Raw genomic sequence first — 20,015 nt, forward strand, 5'->3', positions numbered from 1 at the left:
CCTGCTTAGTCGTGTTCGTGCTGCAACCCGGCATAGGCTGTATGCACCGCTTCATTGAAAATAAGGAATATGTCGTCAATGTGGCGCTCGGTCACAATCAGCGGCGGTAAAAAGCGTATTACGGCAGAATGCCTTCCCCCGACCTCCAAAATGAGTCCACGTTTCAAGCATTCCTGTTGTATACGAGCAGCCAGCTTTTTGTGGGCCGGATGATGTCCCAAATGATCCACCGGTTGTCGGTCGTCTACAATCTCTACCCCGATCATAAGCCCCCGGCCGCGTACATCTCCGATGCAGCCTGTTTGCTGCTTCAAGATGTTCAGGCGGCCCATTAATTGTTCGCCTCTGGCTGCAGCATGGTCGGGTATATGGTGCTCCTTTATATATTTCAGCGTAGCCAGCCCGGCAGCCATGGCCATCTGATTGCCACGAAAAGTGCCAATATGCGCCCCTGGATTCCATACATCCAGTGCTTCGTTATAAATCACGACCGACAGCGGCAGACTGCCGCCAATCGCTTTGGACAAGATCAGCACATCGGGGATAATATCCGCATGCTCAAAAGCAAACAGCTTGCCTGTACGTCCAAGTCCGGTCTGGACTTCATCAATAATCAACGGGATATTCCGTTCCTTGGTAATGCGGCGAATTTCCCGAATCCACTCGACAGGCGCAGGAATGGAGCCGCCTTCCCCTTGAACTATCTCCAGAATAAAAGCACATGGCGTAACTATTCCGCTCTCGGGATCATCCAGCAGATTCTCAATATAACGACTACTAAGCGCATGCGTCTGCTCTCCACCTACTCCAAATGGGCACCGATACGCATAGGGATAGGGCATAAAATGAACATCCGGTATTAAGCCCTGCACCCGCTCTTTTTGTCCCAAAGTCCCGCTGAGACTCATCGTTGCGTGGGTCGAACCATGATAACCGCCTTGAAAGGAAAAAATGCTTCGGCGCCCCGTAGCCGTTTTGACCAGCTTGATCGCGGCTTCCACCGCATCGCCTCCGGTTGGACCACAAAATTGGATTTTGGCTTGACGGGCAAATTCAGGAGGCAGACTGGCGAATAGCTCTTCTACAAATTGCTCCTTCACTGGTGTGGTCAAATCCAGCGTATGCAGAGGTCGTTTTTGATCCAGCAGCTCTCTGATCGCTTCCAAGACCACGGGATGGTTATGACCGAGTGCCAAAGTTCCGGCCCCGGCCAGGCAGTCAATATAGTTTTTTCCATCCATGTCCTTGACATAGACGCCTTCTGCTTCGGCGATGGCTATCGGAATACGCCGAGGGTAGGATCTGGCATTGGATTCCCGTGCAGCCTGGCTTTCCAGGTAACGGGTGTTTTGCGAGATAGCAGTTACAGCTTTTGACAACTCGATCACTCCTTTGATATTGATAATCATTTTCAATAGATTCACCTCCTTATTATATGGAATAAATATCCTGATTCCATGGACATTTCAGACCGGAATTTGGACAAAAACTATTTTCAATTCCTAAAATAGAATAAAAAACCACAATAAAAATCGTCATTCCGACCATTTTCACCGTGGTTCTGTGGCTTTCCTTCCTGAAGAATCAGGAGCGTGGTTTTTTATATGAGATTTTCGCTATGGCATCATGCAGATGAATGGATTCTTCATTTCGACACTCCACCGTGAAGGCACGAACGGCCTTCAGCTCGACCAAATCAGCGGCAATTAGCCTCACCATATCCTCGACAAAACGCGGATTTTCATACGCTTTTTCAGTTACCGCCTTCTCGTCCGGGCGCTTAAGAATCGGATGCAGCGGAGCGCTGGCATTGGATTCTGCTGCATTCAGCAGCATGACCTTCCAGTCCTGTTCCATGTCCAGTTCATCTATGCGCGCTTCCATCGTTACCACGCCACGCTGATTGTGGGCGCTATACTCGCTGATTTCCTTGGAGCACGGACACAAGGTTGTTACCGCCACTGTCAGACCAACCACGACACGGCTTTCCCGTCCTTCCTCATAGCTGATTCGGATTAGCCCCTCAGCATGGTTTAGCCCCGTTTTCCCCAGCATAGGGGAACGCCGTTCGTAGAACCACGGGAACGAAAGCTCCAGCTCAGCCCGTTCCTGATTCATCCGTGCAGTCAGACCTTTTGCAAAACGGACGAGCTGCGCCAAATCCGTTGTTCCACCCTGCTGCCGATACTCCTCCAAGTGCTCTGTCAGGCGGCTCATGTTAATTCCTTTGGCCCCACGATTCAACGAGGTTGTTAGCTTAAAGGTTCCGATGCTTACCTGTGTAGCAGGAGCTAAACCCGCCTCCACAGTTATGGGGTGCTTTACTCTGGCGATACCCACCTGTTCAATGTCGAACAAATAGTTACGCTGCTCATTTTGCAAATCGGACATATGCTCTTTCAATGTGGGTTTATCTCCCGGAGTAGGGTCCACCGAACCGAACAGCCGATGACGCTCTGCCTTGGAAGGCAGTTTCGAGATTACTCTGTTTTCTCTCACGCTAATGACTCCTTCAATTATGATTGCCAAGGCTCCCGGAAGCTGTTCTCATCATTCCGCATTTTAATTGTAATAATTACGATTAATTTATATTACTACAAAAGAAACGCACGGTAAACCTTCATAATCCTCTCTCCAACGAAAAAGCCGCCAATATGGCGACCTCCTCTATGCACTCTATGATTTTATTTAACGGACCCGGAAAGAACATCGGCAATCTGCTCAATGTGCTGCTTTAGCAAGTGCGCTGTTTGCTTCGGTTGCGAGATCGGAAAATGATGTGCTGCCGGAATATGCAGCGTGCGCAAGCCATGAAATGGCTCAGGCAGCTTATAAAGCTTATCCTTCATTCCCCATACAATCGAAGCCTTCTCCTTGAACGATGGCCCGGAAATCTCGGATGTAAACCGAAAATTATCCGCTCTTGTTAACATACCCAGCGTTTCCGCATTCGTCTTTCTTATGCGGGGAGAACGCAATCCCTCAAGGACATACGTGATGTATGCTGGCGGGATTTCCTCCATGTTTTCAAAACAAGTCTGCGACAGCAATTGCTTGCGTAAGCCTGACTCGCTGAGTCTGCCCAGCACGCTCTCCGTAATTCGTACACTCCGATATCTGCGCGGAGCGGGATGGAATACAGGCTGCAACAAATGCAGGCTGCTAAGGCGCTCAGGTACACGTTCCCACACTTTGACAGCCAATAATCCGCCGAAGGAATGACCCACAAGGTTGATTGGCGTTTCAAAAGTTTGGATCGCTTGTACTAACGATTCGATGTGCCCCTCCAGTATATCCTCCTGATGATGGTAAGGAGAACGCCCAAACCCGGGAAGATCCACCAGGCAAACGGAGGATTCCGGAAATTGCTCGGCCAGCGGTATCAAGCAATCCGCCCCGCTCAAAGTACCGTGAACAAACACCATCGGTGGATTTTCATTTTCCACTCTTCGTTCTAGCGTAGCCAAAGGCCCGCGCCTGCTGCGGACATATATACCTGTATCCATGCGGGAATGTGCAATTCTGTAATCAAGGTCCGTAATAACAAATGGGAGAACGTCCGTATTTACCGCCTGTGTCAATCCGTGTTTTTGCTGAATCGCTCGCGTCGTATCCAGTGGGTAGTCCACATCCACAATAAAATCGAGTGACTCCTTTGGAATCCCCAGCTTTCGCCCCATTGGAGTGCCCAGGATGCCGGATAGCCAAGCGGGTGAAATGGAGCCCCACGGTTTCCGAACTCGAAGCTCCTTCGCCATATCCGTTCCCAGTTCCATCATGGTCGGGCTCTGCTGCCTTTCATCCATTAGGTAGTATGTTTCACTGACAGGCTGTGTTTCCTTGGCAAGCACACTGATGAATTCGGCTGCATGATCTACGTGAACCATCGGAAGCCAATGAGACTTGCCGCCCGGAATGAGACCCATGAGCTTGCGCGCTGTAGAAGCCACAAGAATGCCAAGCCCACCGGTTTGAGGCGTATCCCCGTGCGCTGAGTCACCAATGACCACGCTCAAATGGATAACCGACAGCGGAAATCCTTCTTTGTGCGCCCCCTGACGGATACGCAAATCAGCCAGGAATTTCATACGTTCATAAGGAGGAGCCTGTTCCAAATGAGCAATGACAGGCTCCGGGGCATTCCAGTTATGATGATTAAACGGGCTTTTGAATCCAACCAAATGGATAAAATGTCGTAACCCCTTGCTCGCATGAATATGTGCAGCCAACGTCAGCATCTCTTCTGCTGCTTGTAAAAAAGCGTCTCTCGCCTCCTCCTCTCCCAGCAATATGTCCATCGGTCCTCCTGCGTGAATCACCACATCTGCTGTCTCAACCCGCTTCCTGTCAGAAGAACTCAGCCCCAGAGCGGGTGCACTTAAGTCACCGATAATCGGTGTTAACTTCCCTGTATGCCATGCGGTCTCCAGATTCATTTGCCTGCATATTTGTTCCCACTTCTTCAGCGAGCGAACAAGAACGGTAACGGTATGCTCCTCCCGGGAAAGTTGCTGCAGCGTATGCATGCCGATAAAACCTGTACCGCCCGTGATCAAGATATGTGCCATAAATATAACCTGCTTTCTATATTTTTTAGTACTATATAGTGCTAATCATGATTAAAAAAAATCACTTTAGCAGAAACGCTAAAGTCATTTTTAAATTTACAAGTATGCCCGGGTCTTGACCTGCATGTTGTAAAAAGAGTGCGCCTTCGATAGCTGAGACAATGAATTCAGCCGTCGATCTGGCAGGAAGTTCAGTCCGAATCTCCAAACTCTCCATCCCCTCGTTCAACAACGCTTCCACCGTGGTGATTTGGCTTTGAAAAAATCGGCTCACTTTCTCTCGAAACAAGGGAATATCCTGAGGCATTTGCGTGTACAGAGTAATAAAGGGACAGCCGCCCAAATAATCTGTCTCTTGTTGAGTTAGCAATTGAAGAAGGGTCTCCAGACGTTCCTGCACGGATTGATCCTTACGTGAAACAACCTCAAAAATCAGCTCGTTATACGTTCGAACCAGTTGGTCCAGAATAGCTGACAGCAGTTCTTCCTTGCTTTTAAAATAATAGTAAATGTTCGTTTTGGATACATTGCTGACAGCCACAATTTCGTCCATGCTTGTTGTATGATAGCCTTTAGTAAGAAACAATGAAGTCGCAATGCTCAGAACAACATCCCGATTGGTCGTTTTATTTTTTTTCATCATAGTTAGCACTATACGGTACTAAAACGTACTTGTCAAACTTCACTACAATCCCATTGTTATTTATATATTCGCCTCGATAATTTCCTCCAGCTTAATCCAGCTAAAATCCTCTTCTCCGCGGGACAGCTTCACTTCTCGCCGACTCGTGTTAATCACGGTTACAAGCCCACACAACTCCTCGTCATCAAACGGATTAAATACCCGCAGCGTAATAGACTTCCGTTCATTATAGGAAATGATAAGGGCCTGTTCAATCTGCCACATCTCCTGATCGTCCAGTGTCGGCTTGTCACGTCTGCCCTGCTCCTTCATCAGTCTCAGATACGCATCCCGATGCTCAGGCAAGATCATGCGCGAGCTTTCCCATATGCCATTCCCTTCAAGCTTTTTCCCCATCGTAAACGCCTCCTATGCTGTTTGGGTTACAGGATGCCATGCCAGTACATGGTCTAATCGAAAAACGCGCGGCTGGCCTGTCAGTAAACAGGTAGCCCGTATCAAACCATTTTGCACACGATGCACCTCAATGCGCCGATGAGACAGTTTGCCCTTCCGGTCCATATACACGATTTCCACGATCTGCCCCACGTATTTTTCCAGCATGATCCTTCACTCCTTATTCGAACGTTTGTTTGTATTATATGCGAACATGCGTTTGATTATCAATGTAAAAAATCCCCTGAGGGATTTGACTCTCTCAAGGGATTTCATACCTATTACAATTTCTCCGACTTTGACATTGTTATTGGGTAAGTATTGCCAAACTCGCTGCTCCTATCCTTACAATAGCTTTAAAATTCATAGGTGGACAGCTTAATATCCTCTTTATTCAAATCTTTTAACGGATAAACAGGTCCATTCCAATAAGTCAAAATATCAACGGGCTCACTCGTGCCATGTTTTTTTAAAGTAAGAGCCATCTCAAGCAACAAATGAGGAAGCTGATAAGAGCTTGTTATAAACTGTACCTCCTCCGGGCTTTCACAGTCTTCTGCTCGATAGAACACAAAGTAGCCCTCGGTATGATCCCCCATGAGTACAATATTACGAGCCAGAAACATAATTTCACCATTGGAAAAAGGAATGGAATACGTCGAAGCAGGAATCAAATCCATCTCTAAACTCTCTATGCGCATCGTGAGCTCATTGTTAAGAGCATCCATTCTTTCTCTTTGTTCGCTTATGAACTGTTCATAATTTACAGGAACAAGCCCTCCATTCCTGATCGTAGTGATAAATCCGTCTATAAATACTTTTTGAGATAATACCCGATTGCTCATCCTATTCATCTCCATATTCGTGAAAATAGCCATGGATTTCTTATGTTAAATTGTTCGATATTTATGTATTGAAAGCTGAATTCATTAGCTATTAAGCATTTTTGAGACTGCATTTACGACCCTTTCCATCTCAAATGGCTTAACAATAAAGTCTTTGGCACCTGCTTTAAATGCTTTGATAATCGCTTCTTGCTGACCCAAAGCAGAACACATTAAAATGTTGGCTTGTGGATCAAGCTCTACAATCTTTCTAACGGCATCAAGTCCATCCATCTTAGGCATATTGATGTCCATGGTGATTAAGTCCGGGCGAAAGTGCGCATATTTCAAAACAGCATCATACCCATTCTCTGCCTCCCCAATAACAGAGTGACCTAAATCTAAAAAAATATCTTTGAGCACAGATCGCATAAATAAAGAATCATCCACTATTACAACTGTTGCCAAAATAATCGCTCCAATCTGTTATAAGATTATATTCGTCTCCAAAGTTCAATATCGGTGAAAAAACGAGCATAATTAATAGAAAAAATCTGTAAAAACAAAAACGCTACCATTGAATTATAAAAACAATTGGAAACTAGCTACCATAGAATTAGTTTTCAAAAAAACGTTTCACAATGACGTAATTTATTCTCGTAGTGTTAAGATCACAAAGTACTAGGTATAATTTGGAACCTTAGCACTATATAAGCTAACTTAAAAAGTTAGAAGAAACATTGGGCAAAGCAGGAATCACAAAAAATGCCTTGGCACGCGAAGCAAAAGTTCGACCGAACTTAATTTACGATATGTGCGATGGTAAGACCAAACGCTTAGATCTGGAAACATTAAGCCATATTCTCGATACATTAGAAGATCTTACAGGTCAGAGACATAACCTGAGCGATGTTCTGGAGTATATCCCACGCAACGAAAAAAACGATCACTCTCCTGTCTAATGGAGATAGATCGTTTTTTTATGCTCTGCATATAGAGATAACGCTTACATTAATAAGTAAATATAATGATATCGTAGCTTTTTTAAACGACATAATACCTTTTTTAAGTATATTCTTGATCTCTTGACGTGAAGACTCCCCCCTAAAAACAGCTTTATACAAGCTTGGCTATTTTCTTTTTTTCTATACGTTTGTATCAGGCTAATTATGGAGAGAGTTACGGACAGCAGTTTTACCTCTGGATCTACGTACTTCAGAACAATTGTTAACTGCTCATTATATGCACAAAAAAACCTAACTTTTCAATTCCAAATTTGTCTAAGGCTCTGATCATCAAAAGCTCGTTCCAATACTAACATTATCTGACTGGTGATTTTTGCACAAAAAACTTACTCCTACTCAAGTCGGAATAAGTTCGTAGAAAATACAGACGGGCAGTTAATTCTCCGATTAAATTGTGATAGTCCTTTCTTTTGTATTTATTCATTATTGTTTATTATAGAATTTGAACTCGAAAGATGGACATTAAAACGAAGTAGCCGGAATAGTGCTGTACAAGCGAAGCGGTGGCGATGGGAAGCACTATCCGGATGCGTAGTGGCACGATAAGTAACTTTTAAGTTCAGCTTATATAGACATAAAAAAACTGACGTCAGTATACTTCCAACGTCAGTTTTTAACTATTCCTTTAAGGTCTGTTTATTCATTCAAAGCTTTCTTCAAAGCCTCCAGATTGTTTTTCATCACACCAAGATAGTCCAGGTTGTTCTGCTTGTCTTCATCCGTCAGTCCTTCCAGCGGATTCAGAACATCTGTTTTGGCACCGATTTCAGTGGCTACGGTCTGAGCAACCTTTGGATCTACGAGGGTTTCAAAGAAAATGGTTTTTACATTGTTTGCTTTGGAAAATTTGATGATGCCTGCCAGTTTGTCCGGTGTAGGCTCTTGCTCTGGAGAAAGTCCGGCAATCGGCACTTGGGTCAAACCATATTGCTTGGCCAAATAACCAAAAGCAGCATGCTGCGTAATAAAGTCTTTGCGTTTTGCATCTTTCAGAGCTGTTTTGAACGCTGTATCCAGCTCTTTCAGCTTGGCAATATAAGCGTCAGCGTTTTTTTCGTAATCGGCTTTATTGGCAGGATCGGCTTTTACAAGCCCCGCTTCAATAGACTCTACTTCCTTTTGCGCCAATACCGGATCAAGCCATACATGAGGATCCAGCACATGATCGTGACTATGACCTTCCTCTGCGTGTGCTTCGCCTTCTTCCTCCTCAGCAGTACCTTCCATCAGGTTTAGTCCTTTGCTCGCTTCTACTACAACACGCTTGTCATTGGCTGCGCTGCTCAAAGCCTGCTCTGCCCAGCCTTCGACGATACCGTTATAGACAAATACGTCGCCGTCCTTGATCTGTGCCATATCTTTGGCGCTCGGTTCCCAGTCATGTGGCTCAGCGCCAGCAGGAATCAGGGCCGTTACGTTCGCATGATCTCCGGCAACCTGTCTTGTAAATTCATACATCGGATAAAAAGTGGTGACCACGTTCAGCTTGTTACCGCTTTGTGCCGTACCCGGCTCGGTTGGGGAAGGATTTGTAGCAGCATTATCGGATTTGGCTCCACAGCCAGACAAAATAAGTGCCAGCCCCGCAGACAATACAAATGATTTTTTGAACCATGCATTCATGTTCATAACTCCTTTATCCCTGTATATTTTAGTTACTATTTTTAATTGTTCTCGCTACGTGCCGCATTTTTCCGCCCGGAAGCCTGCTGCTTGCTCAGCTTGCGAACCAGCTTATGAATACCAACTCCCAAGATCAGGAATAATAACAGTACCATGGCAATGGTTCCTCCTGGGGGCGTGCTCAGCTCATACGAAGCCGTTAACCCCATAAATACGCCGATCAGAGCAGTTACCATAGATATCCAGATGGCTGCCGCGAAGCTCGGTGCAATTCGTATGGCCAGCGCAGCGGGAAGTACGATTAGTGAAGAGACGAGCAGCACACCGACAATCGGCATGGCGGCAGCTACAATCATCCCCGTCAAAATACTAAACGCAAATGAAATGGACTTGACGGGAAGACCGTTTGTTTTCGCCGTTTCTTCATCAAAGGTGATTTGGTACAAGGGGCGCCGGAAGACGAAAAAGAAGATGCCTCCGATCACAGCCACTACGATCATCAACATCAATTCTGTCTGATTGACCGCTACCACCGAACCGAACAAATAAGCGGAAAACCCTTTATTAATGCTCTGATTCAGATTCATTAAAATAACAGCCGTCGATAAGCCGCCGACCATAATAATAGCCACAGAAATCTCACTATACGTTTTATACGATCTGCGGACATATTCAACAATAATCGCGCCGATCACGGCTACAATAAAACCGGTGATCGTCGGGTTCATGCCCAAATAGGCACCCGCTGCCACCCCTGCCAGCGATACATGCGACAGCATATCCGCCATCAGAGCCTGACGCCGCAGCATCAGGTACACTCCAAGCACCGAGGCCAGCAGTGCAATTACCCCACCGGCACAAAATGCCCGCTGCATGAAGTCGTAGTGCAGCATTTCCATCCGCCATCTTCCTTCCTCTCAAGCTCAATAATACGATCCAAATAATGTTGCACTTCCGATAGTCCATGCGTGACCATGACCACCGTTCTTCCATATTCCTTGACCTGCTGATTCATCAGGTCATAGAAGTGATGGCGGCTTTCCTGGTCCATACCTGTTGTAGGCTCATCCAAAATAAGCAAATCCGATTCCTGAGCGAGCGCGCGTGCTACACAAATGCGCTGCTTCTGTCCACCGGACAATTCGCCAATCTTGCGATGACGCAAATCCCACATCCCTACCTGACGAAGCGCCTGCTCCGTCAAGGCATGATCCTCAGGCCGCATACGACGCAACCAGGAGCCATGCGTATATCTTCCTGAACGGACAAATTCCAGAATCGTACTTGGAAATCCACCATTGAAGGCAGCGATTTGTTGCGATACAAATCCAACAACAAGCTTCTTGCCTTCACCTGTGCGGTCAGACATAAACACCTTGCCCCGCCAAGGCTGAAGTAAACCCAGCAACAGCTTAAGCATGGTTGATTTGGAAGCACCATTCGGTCCGGTAATTGCCACAAATTCTCCGGAAAAAATTTCAACATTGGCATCCACCAAGTTAGGAACATCTCCGTAGCCAAAAGTGACTTGTTCCAATGAGGCCAATAACATGACGCAAATCTCCCTTTCCTTTAAAAAGCCTGGAGCCATCTGAGCGATTATCATTGCGCAGCTTCTCCAGGTCGTTTATGATCATTAAACCATCTACCGTAATTATTACGATTTGGTATTAAAAAAAGAAGCGCTTGATAAACGTAACCTTTACGCATTAGCAAGTTTAACAGTTTAGGCAAGGTTCGTCAATGCTTTGACAACTCTTTTGTTTGTTTACTTCACTTTGTCCGGGTACAGACCTGCGGCCAAGGTTTTCAATGCAATCGGTGCGCGTATGCCTTCAGCCGCTGCAGACAGGGGCAGTACTATAAAACGTTTGTTTTTGATCGCTTCCACACCTGCCAGTGCAGGCCTGCTCAGAAGCTGCTTCTCCTTATCCTCCAGTGAAGTGTCTCCATAGTCCAGAATGACAATGACGTCAGGGTTACGGCTCACAACCTCTTCCCAGCTTACCTCTGCAAAACTTTTGTCGATATCATCAAAAATATTTTTCGCCTTTACACTTTTAATCAATGAGGTCAGATAATTATTGGCAGCCGTAAAAGGCTTATCTTCGCCGCTGTCATAGACAAACACCTTCGGTGCCTTCTCTACAGTACCAATTAGAGTCTGAATGGATTGCACCTGTTCACGAATGCCACTTACCAGCTTATCTGCCCGGTCCTCAACCCGGAAAATGCGTCCAATATTTAGTATATCCAGATATACATCTTCTAACGTTGGACCCGGCTTATTGGATGATTCCTGTACATAGGTCGGCACTCCCTGCTTGGCAAGCTCCTCACGGGAACCAAGATTTTTATCATTAAAAGCGCTCTTCCAGCCCGCATAGGCAAAATCCGGCGCAGCAGCCATAAATACCTCTTTAGACGGATACTGCTTGGCCAGCACCGGGATTTTATCATATTGAGCCTTATATTCCGGCAAAATCTGATCATCCAAATACGCAGTTCCTACCATGGAGGATTCCAGTCCAAGCGCCAGCATCACCTCTGTTGCATGCTGGTTCAGTGTAACCGCACGTTTGGGGACTTCGGGAAATGTCATCTTGACGCCCATATTCTCAAGCTCTATCGGCGTCTTACTGGCCGCCGATCGCGATGTGGCAGACTGCTGTCCGTTTGTGGCTGAATCGGTTGTTTGAGCTGTGTTTCCCGATCCGCAAGCAGATAGCAGCAGTACCGCCGCCAAAGCGAGCATCATCAAGGATATTGCGCGCTTGCTATATTTTTTCATATGTACCGTCTCCTCTTTTATAATAGCTGCATTCTGTTTATATCAAAAATCGTCCTCTCCCCTAAGAGAATCCGGTAAAAAGGTAATATTCGGCTTCCCGGTTTTCGGATGGATACAGACTTCCGTCTCCACTCCGAAGACACTGCGCAGCAGGTTTGGCTGAAGTATATCCTCTGTTATACCGGAGGCAACCACTCTGCCCTCTTGTAATACATATATTCGCTCACAATACAAAGCCGCCAAATTCAAATCATGCAACGCAGCGAGCGTAGTTACCTGAAGCGCTTTGACCAAATCAAGAATTTGCAGCTGATACCGGATATCCAGATGATTCGTCGGCTCATCCAGCATGAGAAATTTCGCCTGTCCGGCCAGCGCTCTGGCAATCAGCACCCGTTGTTTTTCACCACCGGACAAGGTAGCAAAGCTCTGCTCGGCCTGAGTGTCCATGCCTACCCGCTTCAATGCCTGTTCTACCAATTCATAATCGACAGTGGTATCTGCCTCCAACAGCTTTTTATGCGGATGGCGGCCCATCAAGACGATGTCCCGTACTGAAAAATCAAACGTCTGAGGTGCATCCTGACTCACCACCGCCATTTGTCGGGCCGTTTCCTTGTATTTCATGCGCAGCATATCTCGTTCATCCAGTGTGATCCATCCGTTGTCAGGCTTTAGCACACGGTACATATTTTTGAGCAGCGTCGATTTGCCACTGCCGTTCGGACCAATCAGACCGACCAGCTCTCCCTTTTGGACCTGAAGACAGATGTCATCGATCAACTGCTTATCGTGAATACTGAAGGTCACGTGCTTAACTTCTACATTCATTTTTCGCCTCCAAATGAATAGGAACTACGCCGCAGCAGCCACACAAAAAAGGGTCCTCCGCAAACGGCTGTCACAATGCCGATCGGCAGCTCTTGCGGAGCCAGTACGAGCCGGGCACATACGTCTGCCCACACCACAAAGATAGCTCCCGCCAACAGACTGACGGGCAGAACACGCCGATGATCCGATCCCACCATCAGCCTCACGATATGCGGAATCATCAGCCCGACGAAGCCAATGGAGCCACTAACCGCCACAACCGCTCCGGTTAGCAGCGAGGCGACAATGACAAGCAGCACGCGAAACGTCTGTACGTTCACACCGAGCGTCACCGCTGCCTCTTCGCCTGTCAACAAAGCATTCAGTGGGCGGTATTGCGTCAGCAGGACCATCGTTCCGGCAGCTATAATGAGGGTCGGAATAAGAAGCGTATTCCACTGTGCGCCTGCCAGACTGCCCATCATCCAATACATCGCGTCACGGATACCTTTTTCATTTGGAGCCATTGTAACGATAAAGCTGGTCACAGCCGACAGCATCATGGATACCGCCACGCCTGCCAGCAGTAATCGGGACGTTGATATCCGCCCAGCCACACGGGCTAATGCGAACACCATAAGCATGGCTGCGAGTGAACCCAAAAAAGCAGACAAAGGCAGCGCAAACCGCCCAAGAATACCAAAGGCTCCAAACACAATAACCAGCGTCGCTGTAACTGAAGCCCCGGATGAGACTCCTAAAATATAGGGGTCTGCCAGCGAATTGCGAATTAATGCCTGAATAGCCGCCCCTGTAACAGCTAATCCTCCCCCTACGATAACACCCAGCAGCACGCGTGGAAAGCGAATTTCCCAGACGATATATTCCTCCGGCCTGGTCCATGTCACAGGTAACCACTGATCTAGCCAGGGAAGATGCGACAGTGCAATTCGCCATACCGTTCCTGGCGCGACAGCCACAGGACCGAGCATGACTGCAACTGTGACCGACAGCACCAGCCCGGCAGCCAGTAACAGCAGAATGGTGGTAAATCCCAATGCAGATTTTCCAGCTATATGGGTGCGAGAATTATGTTTTGATGGACTATGTTTCGATGGATAAACGCTACTCGTTCCCCAGGTCATAACCGGGTCAATGGCCTGCGGGCCAATTCCAGTGTTCTCAACCGTTCTTCAATCTCGGAAGCAGAGAAATTTTCACCCATAAGGACCGCAACATCGTTCACCGGCTTTTGCGGGCGAATCGGAATGATTTCCAGCTCTCGGTATGCAAACTGGAACATCATCTGACCCTCTGTTTCGAGAAAACGTACAATTCCTTTGGCACGGTAAATTTCAGCAGGCAAGCTGCGGAACAGCTGTTCAAACCTGGAACGCGGCACAGGTTGCCCGAAGAAATGCGTGTGAACGACAACATGGTCGTAGGAATGATAATGCCCCCCGTGTCCGTGGTCATGATCGTGGTGGTCATGATCGTGGTGATGATCATAATGGCCATGGTCTGCATAGCCATGGTCTGCAGGATTATCATGAGCGTGCAGATGATTTTCCGAATGATGATCATTCCCGTTATCGACTACGGACTCCTTTGAATGCGAGACATCCATGCGATCCTCTCCTCGAATGGAGAAAAAAGCTTTCGCGTCCACATCGCTCCGTTGCGAAGTCACAGTCAGCGCATAGGGATTTAATTCCTTGACGAGGGCTTGTACTTTCTGCAACTCACCTGCGGCCAGTAAATCGGTCTTGTTGATAATCAGCTTGGAAGCACAGCGAAGCTGATCCTGCATCAAACGAAGCGACTTGCTTCTCTCGTTACCCGAGGCATAATCCAAAAATTGACGCGCGTCCATCACCGTAATAACGGATTGTAAAACCATAGCGGAATACATAGAAGCATCTGTCACGGCATCTACAATTTCCATCGGATTGGCTACTCCGGTACATTCGACGATAATCACGTCCGGCTTATATTCCTCGGCAAGATTCATCAATTCAACACCCAGGTCCCCGCGAATGGTGCAGCATATACAACCACTGAGCATTTCCTTCATGGGGGCTTGGCCGTTCACCACACTGCCGTCCAGATTCACATCGCCCAACTCATTCATCAAAATAGCTGGCTTGAGGCCCTGCTCTTTATAATAAGCCAGTGCATGCTGAAGAAGAGTTGTTTTACCGCTGCCCAAAAACCCGGATAAAACAACAATCGGTATCATATTATGAACCTCCTTGTCTTTACAACATTTAATATGGATCGTACCGTAAAAATTTCCTTCTTGCAATCATTTATCGAATATTAATCGTAATTATTACTATTAACAAACATAAATATATATGACTCGTCTTTGACTTGTCAACATAGGAGGTGATCCACCCGCTCTTCTGCAGGCATGTTTGTCCTGCAACAGACATAGGATGTAGACAACTACCCTTTATTTTCGAGGAGACGTGTAATGAAAAACAGTACGCTGTTGAAGATGCTGCCTTTTATGATTCCATTCGTCTTTCTTATCCCTGTGCTTGTTACGCTCTCTCCCCGGTGGCTTCGCTCATTGGATATGAGTCAGCTGCAGTCGTTAAAAACGGTATTTATGGGTATTTTCCTGGAAGCCATGCCGTTTCTCCTTATTGGTGTCCTGGTCTCCTCTCTTTTACAATGGCTTGTGCCGGAAGCATGGATACGTAAAATGGCGCCTGCGCATCCTGTTCCGGGTGTTTTGCTGGCCTCCTTGCTGGGGCTGCTGTTTCCGATCTGTGAATGCGGTATGATTCCTGTCGTTCGCCAATTGATGCTCAAGGGAATGCCTGCCTATATGGGCATCACCTTTATTTTAAGCGGGCCGATCATCAATCCCGTAGTGCTGGCTGCAACGATGATGGCTTTCCCTTCCCATCCAGAGGTCACGGCCGTTCGCATGGGGCTGGCCTTTGCCGTTTCCGCAATGATTGGACTGATCGTATATACCTTTGTGCGTGTGCATCCGCTAAAACGGTCGTTGCTGTCTTTTAACCAGCAGAAGCAGAGCGGCCAGACTCATCGGCATCATCGCACCATGCGAGGCTTTTTTGTACATGCTGGCGATGAATTTTTGGACATGAGCAAATATCTCATTATTGGCGCATTATTGACGGCCTGTATCCAGGCATTTATCCCGCGCGATGAAATGCTTTCGTTAAGCGGTGGAACGGTCGGCTCATACGTCTTTATGATGGGCTTTGCCTATGTACTGTCGCTGTGCTCAACCTCCGATGCCTTTGTCGCTACCGCTTTTTCGCATACCTTTACGTTAGGTCCGCTGGCAGCCTTTCTCGTGCTCGGTCCGATGCTGGATTTCAAAGGTACGCTTATGCTGCTAAGCACCTTCCGTACCAAATTTGTCGCCGTCCTGTGCCTACTCATTATTTCGCTTGTCCTGCTGGGTTCTATAGCTGCGGAATGGTTATTAGGAAGGTGAGAATTAGGGAGGTGAATGGCGTGAATTCAGCCTTTAGCATCCGCTGGCAATATGGTATACGCTCCTTTCTTATGATTGGTTTGGCCCTGCTTATCATCACATTAAGCCGTACGAATGCACTTCATTACTACTTGGCTCCACACATGCAAAAGCTGCTTCTGCTCTGCCCTGTACCCTTGCTATTCATCGCTTTGGCGATGGCATGGCATGGAATAGTCGGAGAGCGAGACAGTGAAGATATGTGTGATTGCGAGCATCCTTTACCTCAAGGCTGGTTCAAAAAAATGCTCGTATATGGAATGCTGCTCATTCCGCTGCTGTTCGACGCCCTGCTGCCCAATCAGGCACTCGGCAGTGATATGGCGGCCAAAAAAGGCATGTCCTTCACCTATCCTAACCCGGATATCCGCCGCAAAACAGATATACAGTCTGCCCCTGCACCTGCATCCCCTATTTTATCATCGGCGTCTTTTCGGGCAGCTTCGTCTCCACCCAAGGACAAATGGAGCCAGGAAACGCTGGATAAGCTGTTCGTTCCGCCTGACAAGTACAATACGGAATTCGCCGAGCTGGCAAAACGCCTGTATCAGCAGCCCATCATACAGATCAAGCCGGAAATTTTCTCTGAAACCATCGGAGCCATCGAATTATACAAGCACGCTTTTGAAGGAAAAAAAGTACAGGTGACCGGCTTTGTATATAAAGACGGCAGTCTGCTGGATAAAGGTTTATTTGCGGTGGGCAGGTTCCTCGTCATGTGCTGCACTGCTGATGCCATGCCCTTCGGGATCATCGTTCAATCCCACAAGACCCCGTCCTTTGACAAGGACACCTGGGTGACCATTGAAGGAACATTGCATACCACGTATAAGAACAATGCTCCTATACTCGAAATTCGATCCGGCAACATAACCGAAGTCGAGCAGCCAGAATCTCCCTATGTCTATACCCAAGCAGACTCGGTAGCTGCATTTGATCGCTTGAATGCAGCACACTAATCCCGGCAAGGAGGATAAATGATGAATAAGGTTCCAGTGATTTTAATCAGCGGTTTTCTCGGAAGCGGCAAAACGACCTTGCTACTGCGACTGCTGGCCCATACCCGTCAAATCCCACTTCGCGCTGCTGTATTAATGAATGAAATGGGTGAAGTTGACGTAGACGGTGCCATCATTTCAGAAGAAATGCCCGACGTAACTGTGGAAGCATTGCTGGAGGGCTGTATTTGCTGCAGCAAAAAAAGCGAGCTGGCAGGTGCTCTGCATACCCTCCTCAGTCAGGAGCCTGATTTGATTTTTATGGAAACGACAGGAGTAGCCAACCCTGAGCAAGTGCTGGAAGAGCTGCGCTCCCCGCTGCTGGCAAACCAGCTCTATCTCGTTCATAGCATCAGTGTTGTGGACGCAGAGCTTTTTCACGAATACAACAGCCGCTTCACCGCTGACAAGGAGTTGGTTCGAACTCTGCATGGACAGCTTCGCACCGCAGACTTCATTGTGGTGAACAAGACGGATGCCGCAAGTAGCCGTGAAGTGAAGAAGGTAATCAAGAGCATCCACAAGCTCAACGATACGGCCAAGCTGCAAACCGCTGAATATTGCAGGGTTGACCTTGAACCACTGCTGGAGCCCGTCCTGGCCCGTTTATCCGTTGCTGCCAATCCTGAGCAGGTGCCTCAACCCGCACCAGTACAGGCTCAGCCAACCGATGCAGTCGCAATGTCTATCCACACTACTGGCAAAGAGATCAGACGACCCGCCAGTATGTCCAGAAATACAGCTTTCAAAGTTATTTCTGCGCATAGCCATAGCTACAGCTACGATCCCAGCCAGCCCGATTCGTTTTCCCGTCTGGAGAGCGTGACACTGCATCAATATTCTTCGCAACCACTGGAAAAACAGCGTTTGGAAAACTTTCTGACCGGACTCGGTTCCTCACTGCTTCGGGCGAAAGGCTATTGCGTGCTTCCACAGGAAGGTACAATGCTTTTGCAATTTTCGGGAAACCACTTCGAATGGCAGTCTACGGCCCTTCCGGTAAGTCAGGGATATGTCACGCTTATTGGGGAACAACTGGACAAGGCATTTATTGCCGACCAATGGGAGCAGTGCTTCGTTTCGCTTTAACCGGCAGATTGAGCTTGAGATAAAAAAACTGGAATTTGTGAAAATCCGTTAAAAAAGGCTGTTCCTTTGACCTCTAAAAGTCATGGAAGAGCCTTTTTCAACGACTATTCTGTACGTGGAATGTACCTTTATTTTAATGAGTTATTTGCAGAGGGTTTTAACTGTAGATAATAAAAAAGCGTTGTTCGCGAATTATTGGCATAATCCACGAACATAACGCTCGACTAGTTCTTAAGGTTGTATTTTTTGTTAAAGCGATCCACACGACCACCGATATCCACGTTTCTTTGTTTACCTGTGAAGAACGGGTGAGAAGCGGAACTAGTATCTACACGGATAACCGGATATGTGTTGCCATCTTCCCATTCCATTGTTTCTTGCGAATGTTTAGTGGAGGCACTCAGGAAAGTGAAGCCACAGCTAGGGTCCAAAAAGATAACTTTGTTCAACGTTGGATGAATATCTTTTTTCATTTGTTTCACCTAATCTTTCATGTTATTTTAGTTTTAAACTCAAACGTACTGGCACAATATTCCATCAGTTGGCAAAAGGAACAGTTATTCCCCAGAAAAAAAGACGACAGATCGCAACGGTTGCGCTCAGGCTCGTAAACGACAAGCAAACGATGCCACATATTTCGCATCGCCCATTGTACGAACGCCCCACATCTTTCGTCAGCCTTCATCGTTATATAAGCATATCGTGAATGGTCCTCCGGCTCGTCCCAAATGCTGACACCAGCACAGGAGAACACGGCAACCATGCTCTGTCCACTGGACTAATTCAAGTTTTCGCCGGTTCCATAATACAGGCCGCTATGTAGCCAGCCTCAAATTATCTAGTTTCACGATGGATCGTGTACTTTTTCAGACGCGGAGAGTATTTTTTCATTTCAAGACGTTCCGGGTGATTTCTTTTGTTCTTGGTTGTTGTATAGTTGCGATCACCGGATTCGGTGCATGCCAAGGTAACAATTACGCGCATTTCTCTTCCTCCTTAACTGGAATACATGGTATACAATTACAATAGTAATTTTTACGATTAGTTCTATTCTATAATTCACGCTACTCTTTGTCAACCTTAGCGTGTCGGCTTACCGCTTCTTCTATCGTATTCCAGCGATTGCGATACTGTGCGAGCTTCGGATGAAGCTCCAATGGTTCGCTTGAAAGCACTAATCTGACGTTTCGGATCCATTCCTCAAACGATGCATAGGAAGCGCACAAATTTGCAATTTCGGGACTCATGTACAGAAAAAGCGGAGACGCATATTTTTCCATCAAAAAACGGATGGCTGCTTCAATCGGCGTATATTTTTTACGCTTACCTTCCCAGCTTTCAATCACAACAGCACCCAAAGCCTGCTCTCGCTGCCACTCCCCCAGCTCGTCCGCCCGCTTGTAATATGAGCGTATCGGCTGCTTCCACATTCTTCTGGCCGTTTCTTCGTGTAGCGGATACAGCACCAGCTTTGTAAAAGATAATGCTGCTCCCGTTTCCGCAAAAAGCTCCAGTTCTCTCGCTGTAATCTGCTCAAACGTATCATAGTAGACGATGGTCCCTTTATGCGTCTCGATCGGAGGCTCATAGCCATAGGGTACATATTGAAGGTTTCTTGTCATAACGGACACTCCGTCCTTCCATAGATGAACTTTTCCTTCTATATTATACCCTTGTTTTGCCATGAGTTTA

Annotated in this window: 21 protein-coding genes and 1 pseudogene; 4 read left to right on the forward strand and 18 right to left on the reverse strand. The window is 47.0% G+C overall.

Annotated elements, in window-relative coordinates:
- Positions 1–5: 5 nt before the first annotated feature.
- From KQI_RS0107310 to KQI_RS0107345, 8 genes are all read right to left on the reverse strand, one after another.
- On the reverse strand, positions 6–1,409 hold the full coding sequence (locus KQI_RS0107310; protein ID WP_169314551.1) for an aspartate aminotransferase family protein: 1,404 nt from the start codon (positions 1,407–1,409) through the stop codon (positions 6–8).
- A gap of 175 nt (positions 1,410–1,584) precedes the next feature.
- The gene (folE2, locus tag KQI_RS0107315) at positions 1,585–2,499 is read right to left on the reverse strand and encodes a GTP cyclohydrolase FolE2 (protein ID WP_010346110.1); all 915 of its coding nucleotides are present in this window, start codon (positions 2,497–2,499) and stop codon (positions 1,585–1,587) included.
- Between the two features lie 185 nt (positions 2,500–2,684).
- Positions 2,685–4,568: an alpha/beta fold hydrolase gene (locus KQI_RS0107320; protein ID WP_010346111.1), complete on the reverse strand. Its 1,884-nt coding sequence runs from the start codon at positions 4,566–4,568 to the stop codon at positions 2,685–2,687.
- Between the two features lie 61 nt (positions 4,569–4,629).
- Positions 4,630–5,208: a TetR/AcrR family transcriptional regulator gene (locus KQI_RS0107325; protein ID WP_010346112.1), complete on the reverse strand. Its 579-nt coding sequence runs from the start codon at positions 5,206–5,208 to the stop codon at positions 4,630–4,632.
- Between the two features lie 63 nt (positions 5,209–5,271).
- A complete protein-coding gene (locus KQI_RS0107330; RefSeq protein ID WP_007430289.1) occupies positions 5,272–5,607 on the reverse strand; it encodes a YolD-like family protein in 336 nt (111 codons plus the stop codon).
- 12 nt (positions 5,608–5,619) lie between these two features.
- Positions 5,620–5,814, reverse strand: a complete 195-nt coding sequence (locus tag KQI_RS0107335) for a hypothetical protein (RefSeq protein ID WP_010346113.1) — start codon at positions 5,812–5,814, stop codon at positions 5,620–5,622.
- A gap of 188 nt (positions 5,815–6,002) precedes the next feature.
- Positions 6,003–6,491 (reverse strand): hypothetical protein, encoded by a 489-nt coding sequence (locus KQI_RS0107340; RefSeq protein WP_010346114.1) that lies wholly within the window; start codon positions 6,489–6,491, stop codon positions 6,003–6,005.
- An 84-nt stretch (positions 6,492–6,575) separates the two neighbouring features.
- Positions 6,576–6,938 (reverse strand): response regulator, encoded by a 363-nt coding sequence (locus tag KQI_RS0107345; protein ID WP_010346115.1) that lies wholly within the window; start codon positions 6,936–6,938, stop codon positions 6,576–6,578.
- A 257-nt stretch (positions 6,939–7,195) separates the two neighbouring features.
- Here KQI_RS0107345 and KQI_RS26710 point away from each other — a divergent pair.
- Positions 7,196–7,432, forward strand: a pseudogene (locus KQI_RS26710) (helix-turn-helix domain-containing protein); the annotation flags it as partial.
- Between the two features lie 699 nt (positions 7,433–8,131).
- On the opposite strand, the gene KQI_RS0107355 reads toward KQI_RS26710, so the two are convergent.
- The 7 genes from KQI_RS0107355 to KQI_RS0107385 form a co-directional block, all read right to left on the reverse strand.
- Positions 8,132–9,118, reverse strand: a complete 987-nt coding sequence (locus KQI_RS0107355) for a metal ABC transporter substrate-binding protein (protein WP_010346117.1) — start codon at positions 9,116–9,118, stop codon at positions 8,132–8,134.
- Positions 9,119–9,159: 41 nt separating this feature from the next.
- Positions 9,160–10,017: a metal ABC transporter permease gene (locus KQI_RS0107360; protein ID WP_010346118.1), complete on the reverse strand. Its 858-nt coding sequence runs from the start codon at positions 10,015–10,017 to the stop codon at positions 9,160–9,162.
- Positions 9,963–10,670, reverse strand: a complete 708-nt coding sequence (locus KQI_RS0107365) for a metal ABC transporter ATP-binding protein (RefSeq protein WP_025716701.1) — start codon at positions 10,668–10,670, stop codon at positions 9,963–9,965. The genes KQI_RS0107360 and KQI_RS0107365 overlap by 55 nt, the downstream gene beginning before the upstream one ends.
- 216 nt (positions 10,671–10,886) lie before the next feature.
- Positions 10,887–11,909, reverse strand: a complete 1,023-nt coding sequence (locus KQI_RS0107370) for an ABC transporter substrate-binding protein (protein WP_010346120.1) — start codon at positions 11,907–11,909, stop codon at positions 10,887–10,889.
- Between the two features lie 42 nt (positions 11,910–11,951).
- On the reverse strand, positions 11,952–12,740 hold the full coding sequence (locus KQI_RS0107375; RefSeq protein ID WP_010346121.1) for an ABC transporter ATP-binding protein: 789 nt from the start codon (positions 12,738–12,740) through the stop codon (positions 11,952–11,954).
- Positions 12,737–13,864 carry a FecCD family ABC transporter permease gene (locus KQI_RS0107380; protein ID WP_029390061.1) on the reverse strand — a complete coding sequence of 376 codons (1,128 nt, stop codon included), beginning with the start codon at positions 13,862–13,864 and terminating at the stop codon, positions 12,737–12,739. Before KQI_RS0107380 ends, KQI_RS0107375 begins: the two co-directional genes overlap by 4 nt.
- Complete coding sequence (locus KQI_RS0107385; protein WP_010346123.1) at positions 13,861–14,958, reverse strand: CobW family GTP-binding protein; 1,098 nt, start codon at positions 14,956–14,958, stop codon at positions 13,861–13,863. Before KQI_RS0107385 ends, KQI_RS0107380 begins: the two co-directional genes overlap by 4 nt.
- Before the next feature lie 237 nt (positions 14,959–15,195).
- On the opposite strand from KQI_RS0107385, the gene KQI_RS0107390 reads away from it, so the two are divergent.
- From KQI_RS0107390 to KQI_RS0107400, 3 genes are read left to right on the forward strand one after another with little or no spacing between them, the layout of a single operon-like run.
- Positions 15,196–16,197, forward strand: a complete 1,002-nt coding sequence (locus tag KQI_RS0107390) for a permease (RefSeq protein WP_010346124.1) — start codon at positions 15,196–15,198, stop codon at positions 16,195–16,197.
- 20 nt (positions 16,198–16,217) lie between these two features.
- Positions 16,218–17,195 carry a TIGR03943 family putative permease subunit gene (locus tag KQI_RS0107395; protein WP_010346125.1) on the forward strand — a complete coding sequence of 326 codons (978 nt, stop codon included), beginning with the start codon at positions 16,218–16,220 and terminating at the stop codon, positions 17,193–17,195.
- Between the two features lie 18 nt (positions 17,196–17,213).
- Positions 17,214–18,323, forward strand: coding sequence for a CobW family GTP-binding protein (locus KQI_RS0107400; RefSeq protein WP_029390062.1), 1,110 nt, complete (start codon positions 17,214–17,216; stop codon positions 18,321–18,323).
- Between the two features lie 224 nt (positions 18,324–18,547).
- Here the strand turns inward: KQI_RS0107400 and KQI_RS0107405 are convergent, their stop codons facing one another.
- The 3 genes from KQI_RS0107405 to KQI_RS0107415 form a co-directional block, all read right to left on the reverse strand.
- On the reverse strand, positions 18,548–18,796 hold the full coding sequence (locus tag KQI_RS0107405) for a type B 50S ribosomal protein L31 (RefSeq protein WP_010346127.1): 249 nt from the start codon (positions 18,794–18,796) through the stop codon (positions 18,548–18,550).
- A gap of 361 nt (positions 18,797–19,157) precedes the next feature.
- The gene (rpmG, locus tag KQI_RS0107410) at positions 19,158–19,307 is read right to left on the reverse strand and encodes a 50S ribosomal protein L33 (RefSeq protein WP_007430271.1); all 150 of its coding nucleotides are present in this window, start codon (positions 19,305–19,307) and stop codon (positions 19,158–19,160) included.
- 80 nt (positions 19,308–19,387) lie between these two features.
- A complete protein-coding gene (locus KQI_RS0107415) occupies positions 19,388–19,945 on the reverse strand; it encodes a hypothetical protein (RefSeq protein ID WP_010346128.1) in 558 nt (185 codons plus the stop codon).
- Positions 19,946–20,015 lie beyond the last annotated feature (70 nt).

Origin of the sequence: Paenibacillus peoriae KCTC 3763 (assembly GCF_000236805.1) — a bacterium.
Lineage (GTDB): Bacteria > Bacillota > Bacilli > Paenibacillales > Paenibacillaceae > Paenibacillus > Paenibacillus peoriae.

What these genes read in the sequence shown, in the direction of transcription:
- KQI_RS0107385 (WP_010346123.1), bottom strand. Translation starts at nt 14,958, where the DNA reads ATGATACCGATTGTTGTTTTATCCGGGTTTTTGGGCAGCGGTAAAACA.
- KQI_RS0107380 (WP_029390061.1), bottom strand. Translation starts at nt 13,864, where the DNA reads ATGACCTGGGGAACGAGTAGCGTTTATCCATCGAAACATAGTCCATCA.
- KQI_RS0107365 (WP_025716701.1), bottom strand. Translation starts at nt 10,670, where the DNA reads ATGTTATTGGCCTCATTGGAACAAGTCACTTTTGGCTACGGAGATGTT.
- KQI_RS0107370 (WP_010346120.1), bottom strand. Translation starts at nt 11,909, where the DNA reads ATGAAAAAATATAGCAAGCGCGCAATATCCTTGATGATGCTCGCTTTG.
- KQI_RS0107390 (WP_010346124.1), top strand. Translation starts at nt 15,196, where the DNA reads ATGAAAAACAGTACGCTGTTGAAGATGCTGCCTTTTATGATTCCATTC.
- rpmG (WP_007430271.1), bottom strand. Translation starts at nt 19,307, where the DNA reads ATGCGCGTAATTGTTACCTTGGCATGCACCGAATCCGGTGATCGCAAC.
- KQI_RS0107405 (WP_010346127.1), bottom strand. Translation starts at nt 18,796, where the DNA reads ATGAAAAAAGATATTCATCCAACGTTGAACAAAGTTATCTTTTTGGAC.
- KQI_RS0107360 (WP_010346118.1), bottom strand. Translation starts at nt 10,017, where the DNA reads ATGGAAATGCTGCACTACGACTTCATGCAGCGGGCATTTTGTGCCGGT.
- KQI_RS0107310 (WP_169314551.1), bottom strand. Translation starts at nt 1,409, where the DNA reads ATGATTATCAATATCAAAGGAGTGATCGAGTTGTCAAAAGCTGTAACT.
- KQI_RS0107320 (WP_010346111.1), bottom strand. Translation starts at nt 4,568, where the DNA reads ATGGCACATATCTTGATCACGGGCGGTACAGGTTTTATCGGCATGCAT.
- KQI_RS0107400 (WP_029390062.1), top strand. Translation starts at nt 17,214, where the DNA reads ATGATGAATAAGGTTCCAGTGATTTTAATCAGCGGTTTTCTCGGAAGC.
- KQI_RS0107415 (WP_010346128.1), bottom strand. Translation starts at nt 19,945, where the DNA reads ATGACAAGAAACCTTCAATATGTACCCTATGGCTATGAGCCTCCGATC.
- KQI_RS0107375 (WP_010346121.1), bottom strand. Translation starts at nt 12,740, where the DNA reads ATGAATGTAGAAGTTAAGCACGTGACCTTCAGTATTCACGATAAGCAG.
- KQI_RS0107335 (WP_010346113.1), bottom strand. Translation starts at nt 5,814, where the DNA reads ATGCTGGAAAAATACGTGGGGCAGATCGTGGAAATCGTGTATATGGAC.
- KQI_RS0107330 (WP_007430289.1), bottom strand. Translation starts at nt 5,607, where the DNA reads ATGGGGAAAAAGCTTGAAGGGAATGGCATATGGGAAAGCTCGCGCATG.
- KQI_RS0107325 (WP_010346112.1), bottom strand. Translation starts at nt 5,208, where the DNA reads ATGAAAAAAAATAAAACGACCAATCGGGATGTTGTTCTGAGCATTGCG.
- KQI_RS0107340 (WP_010346114.1), bottom strand. Translation starts at nt 6,491, where the DNA reads ATGAGCAATCGGGTATTATCTCAAAAAGTATTTATAGACGGATTTATC.
- KQI_RS0107355 (WP_010346117.1), bottom strand. Translation starts at nt 9,118, where the DNA reads ATGAATGCATGGTTCAAAAAATCATTTGTATTGTCTGCGGGGCTGGCA.